Source organism: Citrobacter portucalensis, assembly GCF_023374935.1.
GTDB classification, from domain to species: Bacteria; Pseudomonadota; Gammaproteobacteria; order Enterobacterales; family Enterobacteriaceae; genus Citrobacter; species Citrobacter portucalensis.
Map to the genome: position 1 here is coordinate 3,287,706 of NZ_CP092466.1, position 17,239 is coordinate 3,304,944.

Consider the following 17,239-nt stretch of genomic DNA (forward strand, 5'->3'; position numbering starts at 1 on the left):
AGTAAACTGGCGGAGGTAAAGAACATGCTATCTCGGAAATAGAGTTCCGTTCACCTCATGCTCATTGTTTCTCTGAAACACGGATTCCCGTGAACGTGTAAAGGGCGTTCTCCGCCACGCCCTTTACAATCCCGGCTCCCGGCTGAAAATTGCCGACGTGTTTCCGTAAGGCCGGGAGAGCCAGCATGGATGCTGGCTCAGGGCGCGCTTTGCAGGGATGCTTCCTCGCACCCGGCCCGATAGCCAGGAGGAATAAGCGGAGGGTATTGCGTAGCAACGATTTTCCCGCCGAGAGCCTGGGTTGCAAGGGAGGTGGCGGTGAGCCTCCCTTGCACGTTCACAGGTATCTGCGCTTCAGAGAAATGACACCACTGAGGTGAACGGAACCCTGAGCAAGAATCACATGTTCATCATACATGCTTAACTGATGAGCATTAGCCATGTAGCCGCCTTTTTGCTTAGCTTGCCTGCGAGGAGGCATCTTCAGTCCCCGGCAGTGGTTCCGGTAACTGAGGCGCAAATCCGCGCAGCCCCACCACGTGAACGTGTTCGGTGTTCTGGAAGACTTTACGCACCAGTTTGTAGGTGGTGCCTTTCTCTGGGCTGATGTTTTCCGGCGCAGCGATAATCAGCTGCATCTGCAAACGCTCACACAGCTCAAACAAGGTCGCAATAGAACGCGCATCGAGTCGTGCAGCTTCATCAAGGAACAGCAGTCGGCAAGGAGAGATATCTTTCCCGCGCAATCTGCGGCCTTCATCTTCCCAGCTTTGCACCACCATCACCAGAATAGACATCCCGGTCCCGATCGCTTCCCCCGTTGACAACGCACCAGACTCAGCACGCAGCCAGCCGTCAGAGCCACGGTTAACCTCAACTTCCATTTCCAGATAGTTACGATAATCCAGCAGCTCTTCACCAATGGTTTGCGGCGTGCGTTGCCCCATGTCTATCTGCGGATTCAGACGCTGATACAGCTTCGCCAGCGCTTCTGAGAAGGTCAGGCGATTGCTGTTAAACAGATCCTGATGCTGTTCATGCTGCTCTGAAAGTACGTCCAGCAAGGTAGCATGTGTTTCACGCACATTGACGTTCAGGCGAACGCTGTTGACCTGGCCAAACGACACGCTTTGCAGCCCCTGGTTCAGCATGCGAATACGGTTCTGTTCACGCTGAATGGTCTTACGAATAATATTCGCCACGCTGCGTGAGCTGATCGCCAGCTTCTGTTCACGTGAGGTTAACTCTTCCGTCAGACGGCTCAGCTCAATCTCCATCTGTTCAATGGCTTCCACCGGATCATCGGTACGAATAATATCCTGGCGAATACGTTCACGCAGATGCTGGTAAACCGCGACGAAGAACTGAATTTTGCGCTCTGGACGTTTTGGATCTTCAGACAGACGCAACACATCGCGCAGGTGCTCGTTATCCGCAACCGCCAGACGTAGCGCACCGAGCGCCTTATCCGACATCGAACGCAGTTCGTCACCGGAAAGATAGGCCAACTCGCGGCGGTGAAGACGACGTTCCACACCGTTATCTTTCACCATCCGCATGACTGCACACCAGCCGGCTTTGGCGGTGACTACCTGCTCGCGCATTTCATGATAATCACGTTCCAGCTTGCGCAGTCTGCGGGTCAGGTTTTCCATCTCCGCTTCGCAGAAGGTCAGTGCTTTCTCAAGTTGGTTGCGGCGTGCACGGTTGTTGCTGAGCTGCGCATGCAGTTCGTCACGGCGGATACGCGCGCGCTCTTCGGCACCACTGTCCGCACGAACGCCGATATCCTGCAGTTCACGTTGTAAATCGTTAAGCAGCTCTTTTTTGGTGTCAAAAGAGCTTTTCAGCGATGCCATGACCTGGTTGTACTGGCTTAACTGTGCGGCGTGGCTGCGCAGCGCTTCACGAGCGCGGGTACGTTCGGCTTCCGCCTGTTCCAGGCGTTCACGCAATTTTTCGTTCAGATCGCTATTGCCGCTCAGCATTTCGGATGAGTCGGAATAACTAAAGTGCGCCCGACGCTGTACGACTTCGGTCAGCGCAAAAGCCTGCTGACGCGCATCGCGCTGCATCTGCTGGGAGTACGCATAGTCTTCCTTCAGCTGTTCAAACTGCTCAGGGTCATTTTGCAGAACCGAAACGATAGGTTCCAGTTTCGCCAACTGATTGCCATGTTGCTGTACAAAACGCGCGGCTTCCTGAGCTTCATCCAGACGCTCGCGAATTTCGTCTACGCGATCGGCTAGCGTATCATCTGCCAGCAGATTCAAGCGCGGCAGCAGGCGGTTCAGCGCAGAGACGCCCTCTTTCGCCTGTTCAAACTGCATACGGCTTTGCTGGTTATCATTTTCATGATTGGTCAGCGCACGTTCCAGTTCAACGCGACGGCTATTCAGTTGGCGAATTTCCGCTTCTGGATCGGCTTCAAACGCCACCGACAGATGGCTGCCGATAAAGCGACTGAACGCCTGATGCAGACGTTGGGTTTTCTGGACGTCAAAGGAGAGCGTGGCGAAACGTTCAGACAGCCCTTCACGCTCGGCATGCAGGGTTTCGATACGGCTTTCACGTGCTGCACGCCCAAAAATAGGCACCGTCGGGAAGCGAGAATAACGCCACTGACGCTCGGCAGTTTTCACCACCACCGCATTTTCCAGTTCATCAACGCTGAAGACGCTGTCATCAAACGACTGCGGATCCCCTTCGATGAAATAGAGATCTTCCGGGCAATCCGTCAGCCCTTCAAGCTGTTCGGTAATCAGCGACAGATCCGGTACCACAATGGCATGACGCGAAGGACCGTATAGCGCAGAGAAGTACGGTGCATCTTCAAGGCTAACGTCATCATAAATTTCTGACAGCAGTACGCCGCCAAAGCGTTCCGCCAGCGCGTTCAGACGCTGATCTTCCGCCCCGCCCGGTTGACTTAAACGTTCAATCTCTTCATCAACTGCATTTTTACGTGCACCGACTTCATCACGCTCAACAATGGCCTCACGCTCGCGCTCCAGCAATTGTTGCAGATACTCAGTCACGTCCTGGCTGGAGGTAAACTCTTCGCCACACTGCTCGCTAAGCTGATTCAGGCTATTTTGCGCAGCCAGCCAGACAGGTGCCCGCTTCATCAAATGCTGAACACGGGATTGCAGCTGTTCCTGCTCCTGACGCAGTGTCATACGCTGTTCGCTGGCAGACGAGACGCTGTCCGACAAGGCGGCGATGCGCGCTTCCAGCTCCTGGTGCAGCGCTTCCAGCTCATCGATATCGAACTGTTTACCCTGACGCTTGCAGAATTCGGCCAGTAGACGCTCGGCATCCTGCTGTTCGCGCAGACGCTGCTCCAGTTCGCTCAGTCGCATACGCAACGGCTGAACCTGTTCCGCCAGATGGCGCTGCTCCACGCCTTCGCGCAGCAGTTCACGCGCCACGCTCCAGGCTTCACCGCGCGCCAGCGGGCCGTTGATAGCCGCCACCAGCTGATAAGCCTGTTCGAACTGGCTATGCGCGGTTTGCGCCACGCTCATTTTTTGTTCAAGCGTCAGCAGTTTTTCAGTGGCTTCCTGCTCTTTGGCCTGGAAAGTCTCCAGCCATTCGGCGGCGCTGTCGGCTGTCAGGTCCGGTAAGTGGCAGAGTTCTTTCGCCCGGTTTAGGGCCTGGATCGCCTGAGTATACTGGATGGCTCGCGTTTGCTGGACGTCCAGCGCTTGCTGGTAATCGGCAAGCTGGCTTTTCAGCTCATCCACTTCCAGCTCAGCGGCTTCTGCGCGGGCTTCGTTTTCATCCTGGCGGTCAACGGCTTCCGCGACCACCTCGTTTTGTTCTTCAAGACGGACCTGCAATTCTTCGAGATCCGCCTCGTAGCGTTCAATTTTTTCCTGCTGACGCAGCGCGGTTTGCACCAGATTCAGGTGATCGCTCGCGGCCTGGTAATCAGCTTCCAGATCGCCTTCCGCACCGTTGTGTTCACCCAGTTCACGCGCCATATCCACGTGTTTGTACTGCTCTGCCGCCAGCTGCTTGCGCGAGGTATACAGTTCACGACGATATTCCAGTGCTTTATCCAGATGGATGCGACGTTCATTGGCGTGGCGCATATAATCTGCGGCCACATAGTTGGTCGCTTCACTGATTAAATGCTTAAACAGGTCGCGGTCAGACTGGGTTACGCGAATCGCTTCCAGCGTCATACGATTTTCACGCAGCGCGGCTTCCATATCCTGGAACGCTTTACGTACGCCGCTGTTTTCCGGCAGCAGGTAGTCACGCAGTGAACGGGTAATGGCGCTGGAGATCCCGCCGTACAGCGAGGCTTCAATCAGACGGTAGAATTTACTACGATCGGACGCAGAGCGCAGACGACGGGCAATGATGCCCAGATCGAACATCAATGAGTGATAATCGGTTATTGAGTTGAACTGCTTAAACTGCACGCCTTCCATCTCATCAAGCTTCTCTTTCAGCTCAGGTAGAGACAGTACGCGCGCCTGGCGTTCGTTCAGCGTTTCCGTCACCAGTTGGGTTGGCTGTACCGACATCGGCAGCCCCTGAATGGCAAACGGTTTGATATCCACTTTGCGATCGCGACCAGCAACCTGTTGCAGACGCACACCCACGACCACGCGCTGATGACGCGAATTAAGGACGTCGAGCATTGAATAACAAACCCCTGCTTTCAGCTTACCGTGCAGGCCTTTATCACGTGAACCGCTGGTTGCACCGGCTTCGGTGGTGTTACGGAAATGCAGCAGGGTTAAGTCCGGAATGAGCGCCGTAACAAATGCCGCCATGGTGGTGGATTTACCCGCACCGTTACCACCGGACAGCGTGGTGACCAGCTCATCGAGATCAAACGTACGGGCAAAAAAACCATTCCAGTTAATCAGCGTAAGTGAGCGAAATTTACCGCGTTCAATCATTATTCTTCTTCTCCACTGTCCGGCTGATTCTCTTCGGGCTCATCGTTGAGCTGCAGACGGTTCTCGACCGCCATCGCTTCACCATCACGAATTAAGCGACGCTGTGCTTCACGCGGATCGTCACCGCTACGCACATCCGCGCCAAAGCGGAAGACAGATTCCGTAATACGGAATTTGCTGCTGTCGTGACCCAGAAACCACACCATGCCTAAGCGGCGCAAGCGGTTGAGCGAAGAACGCACTTTTTCCTGTAGCTTCTGGCGGTCAACGTCAGAACCGGTTGAACGGTTGTTCACCAGCTTCAGTAACTTCGCTTCATCTGCCAGCGTTAGCAGCTCGTCGTACAGCTCTTGCTGGGTAAAAATCCCTTCGTTCGCCAGGCGTTCCGGGCTGAGATAGAGATAGCAAAGAATTTTACCGACCATCATGTCCAGTTCAGACAGGACCGAACGCGGAATGAGCGTCGTGGAACGCGGGCGAAGGTAGAAGAACCCTTCCGGCGCACGGATTAATTCCACGTTATATCGGCTATAAAACTCTTCAAAATATTCCTGAAAATCCATCAGGAAGGCATGATTATCCAGTTCATCCAGGCCGATATGTCGGCCCGAACGTAAGGCGCTATCCAGCGCCGGAAATAACGGATTCGCCAGCGCCTGCGCCAGCTTTACCGGCATCACTTGTTCAATATTTGTCAATGACATGCGCCTGTACCTTGGCTCCGTAATCATTAATCGGCTGCCATTTTGCTGGCAGTCCGGTGAAGTCTGCTTGCGCTACGCCAAGGCGTACCGCCTGATCGATAACAATGCGCGCGACGTCGAAATGACGCGCACGTGGGTATTGCGCCAGATACTCGCGCACTACCAAACCGAGATCCAGTGGTGTTTGTCTGGATTTGTAGATAGCCAGCTGTTCTTCGATGATCGCCGCCAGCTGCTCACGGATCTCGTTAAATTCTTCATATTCCAGATCTTCCGGAAGTTCACCGGTGACCTCTTCGTCACGCAGCACCATCTCCTCGTCACGCATATCCAGCAGACGATCGGCGTTGGCATAGGTCAGCGCCCATGGGTCGTCAAAGTAGGTCTGCACGGACTGACGCAGACGCTGGGCGAAGACGCGGTTTTTATCCATATCGATCGCGGTACGGATAAATTTATGCACGTGACGATCGTAGCCGATCCACAAGTCAATGGACTGCTGACCCCAGCTAATAATGCGGTCGAGCTTGCTTTGTAAATCAAACACCAGCCGATCGACAAAATGCAAATCGTCATGCGTCATCGTGGCGTCCTGGATGCGTAACAGGTTAGCCTGTAGCTTATCCCCTGCCGCTTCCAGCGTATCTTGCAGCTCACGCAGCGTACCAGATGTTTCTGACAGCAGCATTTCACAGCTAGAAATCGCCGCCCGCCAGTCTTTGTTTAGCAACTGTGCGATGTCGTCTTTTACCTGCTGCTGCTGTTCATCCATGATGCGCTGGGTCAGATCGATACTGTCGAAAATCTCCGCCACCGAGTATTTCAATGGCGCATAGACGTTGCGATGCCAGTGGAACTCATCACCACCTTCCGCTGCCGCATCCGCCGCGCGCTTCAGTTCGCCTGCCACAATTGACAGCTGCATAGAAAGACGCAGCGTAGAGAATTCGCGCTGACGAATATAGTAATCTGTGATGCCAATCCCGAGCGGCGTTAAACGGTAAATGGCGTTGCCTTCAGCCTGCTCGCTGGTAAAGCGGTTCAGCAGACGTTGACGCACCATATCGTTGATCGCGTTGTTGGCGCGGACGCCGATGGTTTCGCTGGTTTGCTCAAACGCATCACTCACATGGCGGAACGCATCCACCAGTTCACCTTCACTCATCTCACCGTCAAGTCGCTCACCGTTTAGTGTGGCAACAGCCAGCAGGAACGAAAGTCTGTCTACCGGCAGAGAGATGGAGAAGTCATTTTTTCTGGCCCAGGCAACCAGTTCGGGGACTGTCTGGGAAAATTCACTCATAGGTTATCCTTGCATCTGCGGCTCGGGCCGGACGTTTAATCGCGGTGACATGAATATAGCGCCCAAGGCTGATATACGGTTCCTGGCGGCAATAACGTGTTTCTATTTCTGTTAAAGCATCAAAACAGTCATGCTGTTTTTGTTTATCACGCAGATAATCATGAAACACCCTCACGCCCGTTTTACCGGTTATCTCCCAGCCAATCTCCTCCAGCCAGCCATAGACCTGCTGAGGGTCGCGCGGAAAATCGGGAGACAACGTGCGCCGTTTCTTTTTATACATTCCCTGCTGTACATAGCCGAAATTACCGACCAACACATTACGCATCAACAGACCGTTTGCATTGTAGAACATCAGCGATAAAGCACCGCCCGGGCGTAACATCGACCACAATGTTTTTAAGACGGCTTGCGGATCGGCCACCCATTCCAGCACAGCATGAAACAATATCAGATCAACCTGAGAATCCAAATGCTGTGGAATGTCCTGAGCGGCACAATGTATAAAATGCATGTTGTCGCTCACACCTTGCTCTTCTGCCGCCCGTTGCGCTCGCGCCACCATCTCAGCAGAAAGATCGCACAAGGTGACGTGATGGCCCCGCTGCGCCATCAGAATGGCTGTCTGCCCTTCTCCGCCACCCGCATCAAGCACACGCAACGTTTGGCCCGCGTAGTCGGCAAGAAGTTTGTCCAGATCCTGCCAGAGGATCGTCTGACGAAGCTGACCTTTGGTGGTGCCGTAAATGTTACGGGAAAACTTCTCTGCAATGTCATCAAAATTGCGATCCCGCATCGGGCTCTCCACATGCTGGCTTTAGGGTGACTAAGTAAAACCGCTATTTTGTCACACCCACGCCGAGAATGAACCTTCCTGGTGTAATATCCCTGCTGATCCCCTGCTGTATGGTTAAAAAAGGAACCAAAAAGGATGCTTTTTACGCTGAAGAAAGTGATTGGCGGTATGATGCTGCCACTTCCGCTAATGCTCATTATCATGGGCATAGGCCTGGCGCTGCTCTGGTTTAGCCGCTTTCAAAAAACAGGGAAAGTGTGCATTAGCCTGAGTTGGCTGGCACTGTTACTTCTAAGCTTGCAGCCCGTCGCTGACAGTCTGCTGAAACCGATTGAGGACAGCTATCCAACCTGGCAGGATACACAAAAAGTGGAATACATTGTGGTGCTGGGCGGTGGGTATACCTGGAATCCACAGTGGGCGCCGAGTTCAAACCTGATAAGCAACAGTCTTCCGCGTCTGAATGAAGGTATTCGCCTCTGGCGTGCTAACCCGGGATCGAAGCTTATCTTTACCGGTGCTGCGGCAAAGAGCAATAACGTCAGTACTGCAGAAGCGGGCGCCCGCGTAGCGCAGTCACTGGGTGTGCCGCCCGGTGATATCATCACGCTGGATAAACCTAAAGACACCGAAGAAGAAGCCGCAGCGGTTAAGCAGGCCATCGGCAGCGCGCCGTTCCTGCTGGTGACCTCCGCATCGCACTTACCACGAGCAATGATTTTCTTCCAACAGGCCGGACTACATCCGTTGCCCGCGCCAGCCAACCAGTTAGCAATTGATTCACCGCTTAATCCGTGGGAGCGCGCGATCCCCTCTCCCGTCTGGTTGATGCATAGCGATCGTGTTGGTTACGAAACGTTGGGGCGAATCTGGCAGTGGCTAAAGGGATCGGAACATTGACAGGAATGTTGCCTGATGGCGACACTAACGCGTCTTATCAGGCCTACGTGTTCAGCGCAGAATTGTAGGCCGGATAAGGCGTTCACATGTTCATCAGGCGAGCCACGGCAGCAGTGATTTCGTGGCAAGGTCAAAGTTGGAGCGGTTAAAACGTCCGGTGTTGACCAGTTGCGCCACCTCATCCCATAACACATACAGCCAGCGCCGCCAGATGAAGGACTCCGCCACGGGCGCGCGTTGCAGGTATTGCCAAAGCAGACTTTCCGCCAGCGCATTATCCATTAAACGGAACAATTCATACTCTCTGGGTGCCCACAGCATCAATCCCGGTCCGACCATCGCCAGAAGCTGATCGCTACGGGCGTCTTTGAGCATGCTACGTAAACTAAAATTACCGTGGATCAGCACGCAGTTATCATTGAATCCTTCAAATAAAGCGGGCAAACACTCACGGGTACGAAACAGGATCCGCTTATCCTGCATCGTCAGCCCGGTATTGTTGAACTGATTTAACGTGGTCCACAACACTTCAACACGCTGACGATACCAGGATGGCCAGATATTCTCTTGCGTGTTATCCACCATTCCCACGCAGCCACGGCTATCCTGCCGATGCCATGACAGCAGACCTTCTACGATCTGATCTTTTAAATGTTCCCAGCGTTCGGGCGTTCGGGCTGGCGCTTCCACCGGCACACCGCGTAAACGCTCAAGCAGTAGCACATCGGGACCGGGATGCTCTTCGTGGGTTAAGACCCCGTAAATGACGGGCATTCGCACCGTACCACTTCGCGCCAACATGGAGGTTTTCCATGCCAGCTGCTGCGCCATACCTGGCGTGGTGAAACTTCTCGCCATCAGCGGCATCGGATTTCCCTGGCTGTCGTACAGTGACCACAGGGCCGTATCCACTTTTTCATTCACGCATTCTATGCGACTCAGTTTTTCGCCCAGCAGGTGGCTGAGTTCGGCACGCAACTGTTCCATTTCAGATTGCCCTCATAAAAGCTACTGCTTTCATAATGAGCGTCGTGCAGACAGATGTCACCCGGATGAGATCAATTGATGAAAAGAAAAGTGGAGGGAAAGCGCAACGATACGACACTCCTCCCAAAAATACGCCTCAATATGGGGGAGTGCCGTGAGAAAAACTAATGCATCTCGGCGCGAACGCGCTCAAGATCTTCGGCAGTGTCTACGCCGGTACCCGGGACTTCTTTTGCGACGGCAACGTGAATTTTTTCGCCGTACCACAGCACTCGCAGCTGCTCCAGCATTTCGATATGCTCAAGCGGGCTAGGCTGCCAGTTAACATAGCGGCGAATAAAACCGGCGCGATAGCCGTAAATGCCCAGATGGCGCAGAAAGGTGTCCCCCACCGTTTCCAGACTTTTGGCGAAACGATCGCGATCCCATGGGATGGTCGCGCGTGAAAAATAGAGAGCATATCCTTCAGCGTCCAACACGACTTTTACCGCATTCGGATTAAATGCCTCTTCCGCACTGTGAATCGGAGCCGCAAGAGTCGCCATACCGACCTGACGTTGCGCCAGATTCTCAGCCACCTGGCGAATAATGACCGCCGGAATCATCGGCTCATCACCCTGTACGTTCACAATAACGGTATCATCGCTAAAACCACATTTCTCGACGACTTCCGCCAGGCGCTCCGTACCAGACTGGTGATCGGCGCGAGTCATGCACACTTCGCCACCCACCGCTTCTACCGCGCGAGCGACATCCTCGTGATCGGTGGCAACGATGATACGTTCAGCGCCAGATTCACGCGCACGCTCCAGTACATGCACGATCATCGGTTTACCGTTGATATCCAGCAACGGCTTACCCGGCAGACGAGTGGACGCATAACGCGCAGGAATAATGACCACAAAACTCATGATTTACTCTCATCAGCAGTCAGAACGCGGGCTTCGGTTTCCAGTAACACGGGAATGCCATCACGCAGTGGGAAAGCAAGGTTATCCAGTTTACAAATCAGTTCCTGTTTTTCCTGGTTAAACCAGAGTTTGCCATTGCATACCGGGCAGGCAATGATTTCAAGCAGACGATGATCCATAGTTCCTCCAGATGGACCGGATTGTGAATCCGTAAATATTAACATAATCGCTTAAAGGGCTGGGTCTATTTCCCAACCATGGCGTGCATCAGCAAATAAACCTTCAGGATAACGTCCCAGCGTCACGCGTGCTGCCTGCTGCCAGCGGGCAAAATCGTCAATCGCCTGAAACAATCCTTTTTGCAACGTCACTCCAGGCTTAACCCCATCCTGTAACCACAGCGAAATAACGTCCAGCACACCTGTTTTGCGGTGCATTTTGGCATCCATCCGCCCAACTAACTGTCCGCGATGCAGCAGCGGTAAGACGAAATAACCGTACTGACGTTTTGGTGCTGGCGTGTAACACTCCAGCCGATAGCTAAAATCGAATAGCTGCTCTGCCCGTTTACGATCCCAGACCACCGGATCAAAAGGTGATAATACTGCACTGTGAGTCGCCGTTAATTTGCCCGCCAGCGCCTGTTCAAGCAGCGGCTGAAGGTGGCTATGCAGCCACAAGGCTCCTAGCCCCTCAACGTCGACAGGAATAATCTGCCGCTGTTCTGCCCGTTCGTTGCACCAGTTTTTTAGCGCCGGGCGCTTCAGGCGGTAGTAGTCTGCCAGCCATTGTTCGCGGAAAATCCCCAGACTGCGGGCGCTGTTATCCAGCATGACACTTTCAGCATCTTCTTGCGAAAGTGGGTCGCGTTCATCGTCCCAGTGCGGCATGACGCGATGGGTTAAATCATACACTCGCTGGAAATTACGCCGTTCCACGACCATCACTTTCCCGGCAGTGAACAACCCTTCAAGATGACGCTTCTGCGGTTTCCATTCCCACCAGCCGCTGGTCCCTTTGCGTGGATGCTCAAAATCAGCTGAGCGTACCGGCCCGTTATGCTGGATGTGCTGGAGCAGTTGCTCAATCTCATGCGCATGTTCTTTCATCCACGCCGCTTTATATTTCCAGCCCATTTTCTCCGGGGCCAGCATGCGGTGACGAATCAGCATAAAATCGCTGCGCGGCAAAAAACAGGCCTCGTGCGCCCAGTATTCCATCAGTTCGCCCTGCTGTAACGAGTCGTCCAGCCATTGGGGGGAATAATCGCCTAAACGACTAAACAGCACCAGGTAAGGACTGCGCGCCACAATATTGATGGTGTCGATTTGCAGTAACGACATGCGCGAAATGGTCGCGAGAATATCTGCCGGGGTTGCCCGGCGGCGTGTTTTTTTCAGCAGACCTTGAGCAGCAAGGTGAAGATGACGGGCATCCGTCAGAGAAAGGCGCGGCAACGACATTTATGGCCTCATAAATGATTCGCTGCCGCAGCGTGAATCAGTTAGCGAGTCAGCGAGATTAAGCTATTCAGCAATACATCAGGCCGATCGCCTGACAAATGTGCATCAACAGGTAAATACCACCAGTTTTCATCGGCAAATTCCCGGCACTTAACCGCATCTTTTTCCGTCATGACCAGCGTTTGCCCGGCGTCTACAAACGCACTGACGTCACTGTAGGTCAGAGACTGATGGTCTGCCAGCGCAATGCTTTTTTGCACGCTAGCACCACATGCTTTCAGCGTGGCAAAAAAACGCGGTGGATGACCAATGCCCGCCATGGCGACAATATTGGACAATTGCGCCACACCACGGCGTTCACCTGTACGTAAATTAACGGCCAGCCCCGGTTCAAGTCGCATAGGGATTTCCCCTGGTTGCGCAACGCCACCGTTAACAATAGTCGCATCCACCGATTTAAGGCGACCTGCGCGTTCCCGCATTGGACCAGCGGGAAGCCACCAGCCGTTGCCAAACCGACGTTCGCCGTCAATGACTACGATTTCAACATCTCGCGCCAGACGATAGTGCTGTAGTCCATCGTCCGTCACAATAATCTGCACGTCGTGTTGGGCCAAAATGGCTTTTACCGCATCCGATCTTACCGGGGATACCGCTACCGGCACGCCGGTACGTTGGGCGATCAGCACAGGTTCATCGCCCGCTTCTGCGGTAGTAGTATCAGCTGTTAGCAACAGCGGGTAAGCAGTCGCTTTCCCGCCATATCCACGCGATACCACACCCACGCGAATCCCGCGTTGTCGCAGTTGTTCAACCAACCAAATCACCACCGGCGTTTTACCGTTTCCGCCCGCGGTAAGGTTTCCGACCACCACTACCGGGACTGGCGCGCGCCATGCGCGTTTAAGCCCTAACTTGTAGCATAAGCGGATCGCACCACTCACCAGGCCATACAGCCAGGAGAGTGGAAGTAACAATCGCCACAGCGGCGATTCACCAGACCAGATACGTGCGATCATTGACCAAATTGCATTTTGTGTAATTGCGCATACACCCCGCGCTGCTCAATCAGCTCGCTATGGGTTCCGCGTTCGACAATCAGACCATCCTCCACCACGATGATTTCGTCGGCTTGTTCAATGGTTGAAAGACGGTGAGCAATGACCAGAGAAGTACGGTTTTTCTGTAGCTCATCCAGCGCAGACTGAATCGCGCGTTCAGATTCAGTATCAAGAGCCGATGTTGCTTCATCAAGGATCAGAATTGGGCTGTCACGCAACAAGGCACGGGCGATAGCGATACGCTGACGTTGTCCGCCGGAAAGCAGGACGCCGTTTTCACCAATCACCGTATCCAGGCCATTATCCATCTTGTTGATGAAATCCATAGCGTAGGCCATCTGTGCCGCTTTTTCGATCTGCTCACGGCTGTACATATCGGTACGCGCATAGGCGATGTTGTTGGCAACCGTATCGTTAAACAAGTGCACATTCTGCGAAACCAACGCAACCTGATCGCGCAGTGATGCCAGGGTATATTCGCGCAGATCGTGTCCGTCCATCAGAATCTGCCCTTCATCAATATCGTAGAAGCGCGTAATCAGGCTGGCGATGGTGGATTTCCCTGAGCCCGAACGGCCAACCAGAGCAACGGTTTTACCCGCGGGAATATTCAGGTTGATGTTACGCAGAGCCGGTACTTCACGTCCCGGATAAGTGAACGTCACGTTGCGGAACTCGAGATCGCCGGTAGCACGCTCGATCACACGTTTACCTTCATCTTTCTCCTGTTCGCTATCCAGAATCGTAAATAAGGTCTGGCATGCCGCCATACCGCGCTGGAACTGCGCGTTGACGTTGGTCAGCGATTTCAACGGACGCATTAATGCGATCATTGAGGAGAAGACAACCGTAATTGTCCCTGCTGTCAGATTTTCCATTACGCTTGGGAAGCTAGCCGCATATAACACGAAGGCCAGTGCCAAAGACGCAATCAGCTGGATGATAGGGTCGGAGATAGAAGAAGCGGAAACCATCTTCATACCCTGCAAACGCATCTTGTTGCTGACCTTATCAAAGCGCTTGGTTTCGACTTCCTGACCACCAAAAATCAGAACTTCTTTGTGGCCTTTCAGCATCTGCTCCGCACTGGTCGTAACCTGACCCATGGTGTTTTGCATGTTTTTACTGATGCTACGAAAGCGCTTGGAAACCACACGGATTGCCACTGACACAATTGGCGCCAGTACAATCAGGATCAGTGACAGCTGCCAGCTGTAATAGAACATCATGATAAACAGGCCAATGATTGAGGCCCCTTCACGTACCACGGTGATCAGCGCGCCGGAAGACGATGACGCAACCTGTTCTGAATCATAGGTAATACGCGATAACAATGTCCCTGTAGACTGTTTATCAAAAAAGGAGACGGGCATGCCCATCATATGGCCAAACAGGCGGCGGCGCATGGTCATGACCACTTTGCCTGACACCCATGAGATACAGTAGCTGGAGACATAGCTGGTTAAGCCACGAACTATCATCAGCCCAATGACCACCAGCGGCATCCACAGCAGCACCGAGCGATCCGTTTTACCAAAACCATCATCCAGTAATGGTTTAAGGAGCGATAACATGAAGGTATCGCTGGCCGCGTTAAGGACTAACGCTATACCCGCCACGATCAGACCCGATTTAAAAGGCGCTATGGTTGGCCATAGTCGGCGAAACGTCTGCCACGTAGAGAGATCTTTATCGTTATGCATTCAAAAAACCAGCATTTGTTAGAATAGCCGCATATTCTACCCGTTATCCTCCGACACGCCAAACCACTGATGATACCAACGAGGTAAAATCTGATCCCGCATGCTGCGTATGCGCCAGTTTTTTTGGTAAAAATCCAGCGTAATCTGCCCCTGATGGGGGGTATCCAGCCATTGATAATTTTGTTGCCGATAACGTTGCTTCACTTTCCAGGACGGCAGACGCCAGGCGTTGTAACGGGATGCAGAGGCGAGTGCGACCTGCCCGTCAACCCGCTGAATGAGTGCCAGTGATGATGAAGTATTGCTGCCATGATGTGGAACCTGCATCACCGTCGACTGAAGGTGCTGCCAATAGTGACTTAGCATTTTTTGTTCAGCAGGAGATTCGATATCACCGGTCAGCAGAATACTCTGATATCCGTCATCGACCTTAACCACGCAGGAGTGGTTATTCCCCCGGTCTGTATTTCCACGCACAGGCCAGTGCGCACTGAAGGTTAACCCTTGCCATTGCCAATGCTCTCCGCGAAAACACGGGAGATGACCTTTCCAGCTCAGCGGACTTCTTACCCATAGCGACGGCCAGGCTTGTTGTAAGGAGTGCAACCCGCCGCGGTGATCCATGTGCTCATGGCTTAAAATAATTCCTTCTGGCTCCAGATTATGCCAACGCAACCAGGGAATAATCAGCTGTTGTGCGCTATCGCCTTCAGGCCATGCCAGACCGGTATCGTAAAGCAGCGCTTTCCCATTTCGCGCGATCACCATCGCCAGCCCCTGCCCGACATCCAGCATATGCACTTGCCACACATCAGTACGCGGTGCACGCCAAAGCGGCCCACTCAGCAAAAGGAGCACAGAGAAACAGACCACCGGTAGCGTACGCAAGATATTTAGTCGCCATGCGATAATCATCATTCCGGGTAAAAATGCCAGCCATTGCCAGCGTGCATCAATATTGATCCACCCTTGAGGCAGACTTCTGAGCCCCCAAAATAGCAGCGCCAGAGAACGATCCGCTAGATACCACAGGCTTGATTCAACCATCACCGTCCCGGCTAAATGCACGATCATGCCTGCTAATATCAAGGGTACGGAAACAAACGTGACCAAAGGGACGGCAAACAAATTAGCCAGAAACGAGGTCAGACTAAAACCGTGAAACATTGCGATTTGTACGGGAAGAAGCATAAGCGTAATACCCATTTGCAGATGCGCCAGCGCCAGAAATTGACGTCCAGCACGCGACAGCGACCAGTCCGGGAGCGGTACCCATTGGTACCAGAACAGCAGTGCCGCAACGGCGGATGCAGACAACCATAGGCTTTGCGAAAGAACAGCAACAGGATCCACCACCACGATGGCTGCCAGACAGCAGATCCAGACCGACCATCCACTCCACTGCCTGCCGCTAAGTCTCAGCGCCCCCCAGACTAGCAGCGCAACAACCGTTCGTAATGCCGGGGGTTGCAGCCCCGTCAGCCAGGCATAAAATGTGGCACAGACAATCCCACCCACTAATGGCATCTGCCAGCAAATCCACCTTGTTGGCATAAAAAATTGTCCAGCACGTATCAATCCTGCGGTCAGTAATGCAACAAACGCAATATGCAGCCCGGAGATAGCCATCAAATGAGCCGTGCCGGTATCACGCATAATCGTTTTCACCTCTTGTGACACAGACAAGCGCTCCCCCATTCCCAGACCCAGTATGACCTGCTGCCAGGGATAGTCGGTGAGTGCCGTTTTCAGCGAGGCGAGATACCGCGAACGCAAACTACATTTTGGTGTGATTACCGAAGCCTGCAAGAATCGTCCCGTCAGCGGTTGATGCTGCGCCAATGCGTAACGCTGGCTATCAAATCCGCCTTCGTTTAATTGACCGTGTACAGCGCGGACTTTCAACGTCATCGCCCATGTCTGACCCGCACAAACATCACCGGGTAAATACTGCCCGTACAAGACGATTCCTTGTGCAGGAAAGATTCGTTTCCCCTGAAGGTGAGTGATCTGGCCATAGTGCGTTGTCATATTGTCAGTTCCGGTTATCCGCACAATGGCTTGCTGGGTTTTCGCAGGCAGCATATTACCGGCCCACAGAGCCTCTTTCGCGGCCAGGATTCCCCAAAGAAAAAACAACAGGGTTAGTCCGGCGGAACGCATATATTTGTAGGGGAGAAAACAGAGCAGACATGCCAGACAAAATACAATGCCGATACACAACATGCCTGGCAGCATAGGTAATAGCATGAGTGGGAGAATGCCGAGTAATGCGCAGATACTCACCGTTGTTATTTTCATCAATCACCTCCCTGTTACAGGGAGTGTGCAGTACTCTTCGACGGTTGTCTGGCATCAATTTATCGTTATACGACCTGAGTTCCGCAGACATTTAGTGATGGTTGTAACGTACAAATTAACTAGGATGAGGATTCCAGGATAGGTGAACAGAAATGAAAAAAGCACCCATTTGGGTGCTTTTCTCGGCGTTA

The 17,239-nt window shown here is 53.2% G+C and carries 12 protein-coding genes; 1 reads left to right on the forward strand and 11 read right to left on the reverse strand.

Going from position 1 to position 17,239, the window contains the following annotated elements:
* Positions 1 to 458: 458 nt before the first annotated feature.
* From mukB to cmoM, 4 genes are read right to left on the reverse strand one after another with little or no spacing between them, the layout of a single operon-like run.
* A complete protein-coding gene (gene mukB / locus LY264_RS16110) occupies positions 459 to 4,919 on the reverse strand; it encodes a chromosome partition protein MukB (protein WP_048225876.1) in 4,461 nt (1,486 codons plus the stop codon).
* Entirely contained in the window at positions 4,919 to 5,623 is a 705-nt protein-coding gene (gene mukE / locus LY264_RS16115; protein ID WP_003035809.1) for a chromosome partition protein MukE, read from the reverse strand. Before mukE ends, mukB begins: the two co-directional genes overlap by 1 nt.
* Positions 5,604 to 6,926 (reverse strand): chromosome partition protein MukF, encoded by a 1,323-nt coding sequence (gene mukF, locus LY264_RS16120; protein WP_003831939.1) that lies wholly within the window; start codon positions 6,924 to 6,926, stop codon positions 5,604 to 5,606. Before mukF ends, mukE begins: the two co-directional genes overlap by 20 nt.
* On the reverse strand, positions 6,919 to 7,722 hold the full coding sequence (gene cmoM, locus LY264_RS16125) for a tRNA uridine 5-oxyacetic acid(34) methyltransferase CmoM (RefSeq protein WP_003035803.1): 804 nt from the start codon (positions 7,720 to 7,722) through the stop codon (positions 6,919 to 6,921). The genes mukF and cmoM overlap by 8 nt, the downstream gene beginning before the upstream one ends.
* Positions 7,723 to 7,857: 135 nt before the next feature.
* Between cmoM and elyC the strand changes: the two genes are divergently transcribed.
* On the forward strand, positions 7,858 to 8,622 hold the full coding sequence (gene elyC, locus LY264_RS16130; protein WP_003836882.1) for an envelope biogenesis factor ElyC: 765 nt from the start codon (positions 7,858 to 7,860) through the stop codon (positions 8,620 to 8,622).
* Between the two features lie 93 nt (positions 8,623 to 8,715).
* Here elyC and LY264_RS16135 read toward each other — a convergent pair whose 3' ends face one another.
* The 7 genes from LY264_RS16135 to LY264_RS16165 all read right to left on the reverse strand — a co-directional run bounded on the left by LY264_RS16135 (position 8,716) and on the right by LY264_RS16165 (position 17,048).
* On the reverse strand, positions 8,716 to 9,609 hold the full coding sequence (locus LY264_RS16135; protein ID WP_003831934.1) for a YcbJ family phosphotransferase: 894 nt from the start codon (positions 9,607 to 9,609) through the stop codon (positions 8,716 to 8,718).
* Between the two features lie 164 nt (positions 9,610 to 9,773).
* Complete coding sequence (gene kdsB / locus LY264_RS16140; RefSeq protein ID WP_003831932.1) at positions 9,774 to 10,520, reverse strand: 3-deoxy-manno-octulosonate cytidylyltransferase; 747 nt, start codon at positions 10,518 to 10,520, stop codon at positions 9,774 to 9,776.
* Positions 10,517 to 10,699: a protein YcaR gene (gene ycaR, locus LY264_RS16145; RefSeq protein WP_003035793.1), complete on the reverse strand. Its 183-nt coding sequence runs from the start codon at positions 10,697 to 10,699 to the stop codon at positions 10,517 to 10,519. The genes kdsB and ycaR overlap by 4 nt, the downstream gene beginning before the upstream one ends.
* A 51-nt stretch (positions 10,700 to 10,750) precedes the next feature.
* Positions 10,751 to 11,983 carry a winged helix-turn-helix domain-containing protein gene (locus LY264_RS16150; protein ID WP_048225877.1) on the reverse strand — a complete coding sequence of 411 codons (1,233 nt, stop codon included), beginning with the start codon at positions 11,981 to 11,983 and terminating at the stop codon, positions 10,751 to 10,753.
* 41 nt (positions 11,984 to 12,024) lie between these two features.
* On the reverse strand, positions 12,025 to 13,002 hold the full coding sequence (gene lpxK / locus LY264_RS16155; RefSeq protein WP_048225879.1) for a tetraacyldisaccharide 4'-kinase: 978 nt from the start codon (positions 13,000 to 13,002) through the stop codon (positions 12,025 to 12,027).
* The gene (gene msbA, locus LY264_RS16160) at positions 12,999 to 14,747 is read right to left on the reverse strand and encodes a lipid A ABC transporter ATP-binding protein/permease MsbA (protein WP_048214571.1); all 1,749 of its coding nucleotides are present in this window, start codon (positions 14,745 to 14,747) and stop codon (positions 12,999 to 13,001) included. The genes lpxK and msbA overlap by 4 nt, the downstream gene beginning before the upstream one ends.
* A 36-nt stretch (positions 14,748 to 14,783) precedes the next feature.
* Positions 14,784 to 17,048 carry a ComEC family protein gene (locus LY264_RS16165; RefSeq protein WP_048225881.1) on the reverse strand — a complete coding sequence of 755 codons (2,265 nt, stop codon included), beginning with the start codon at positions 17,046 to 17,048 and terminating at the stop codon, positions 14,784 to 14,786.
* Positions 17,049 to 17,239 lie beyond the last annotated feature (191 nt).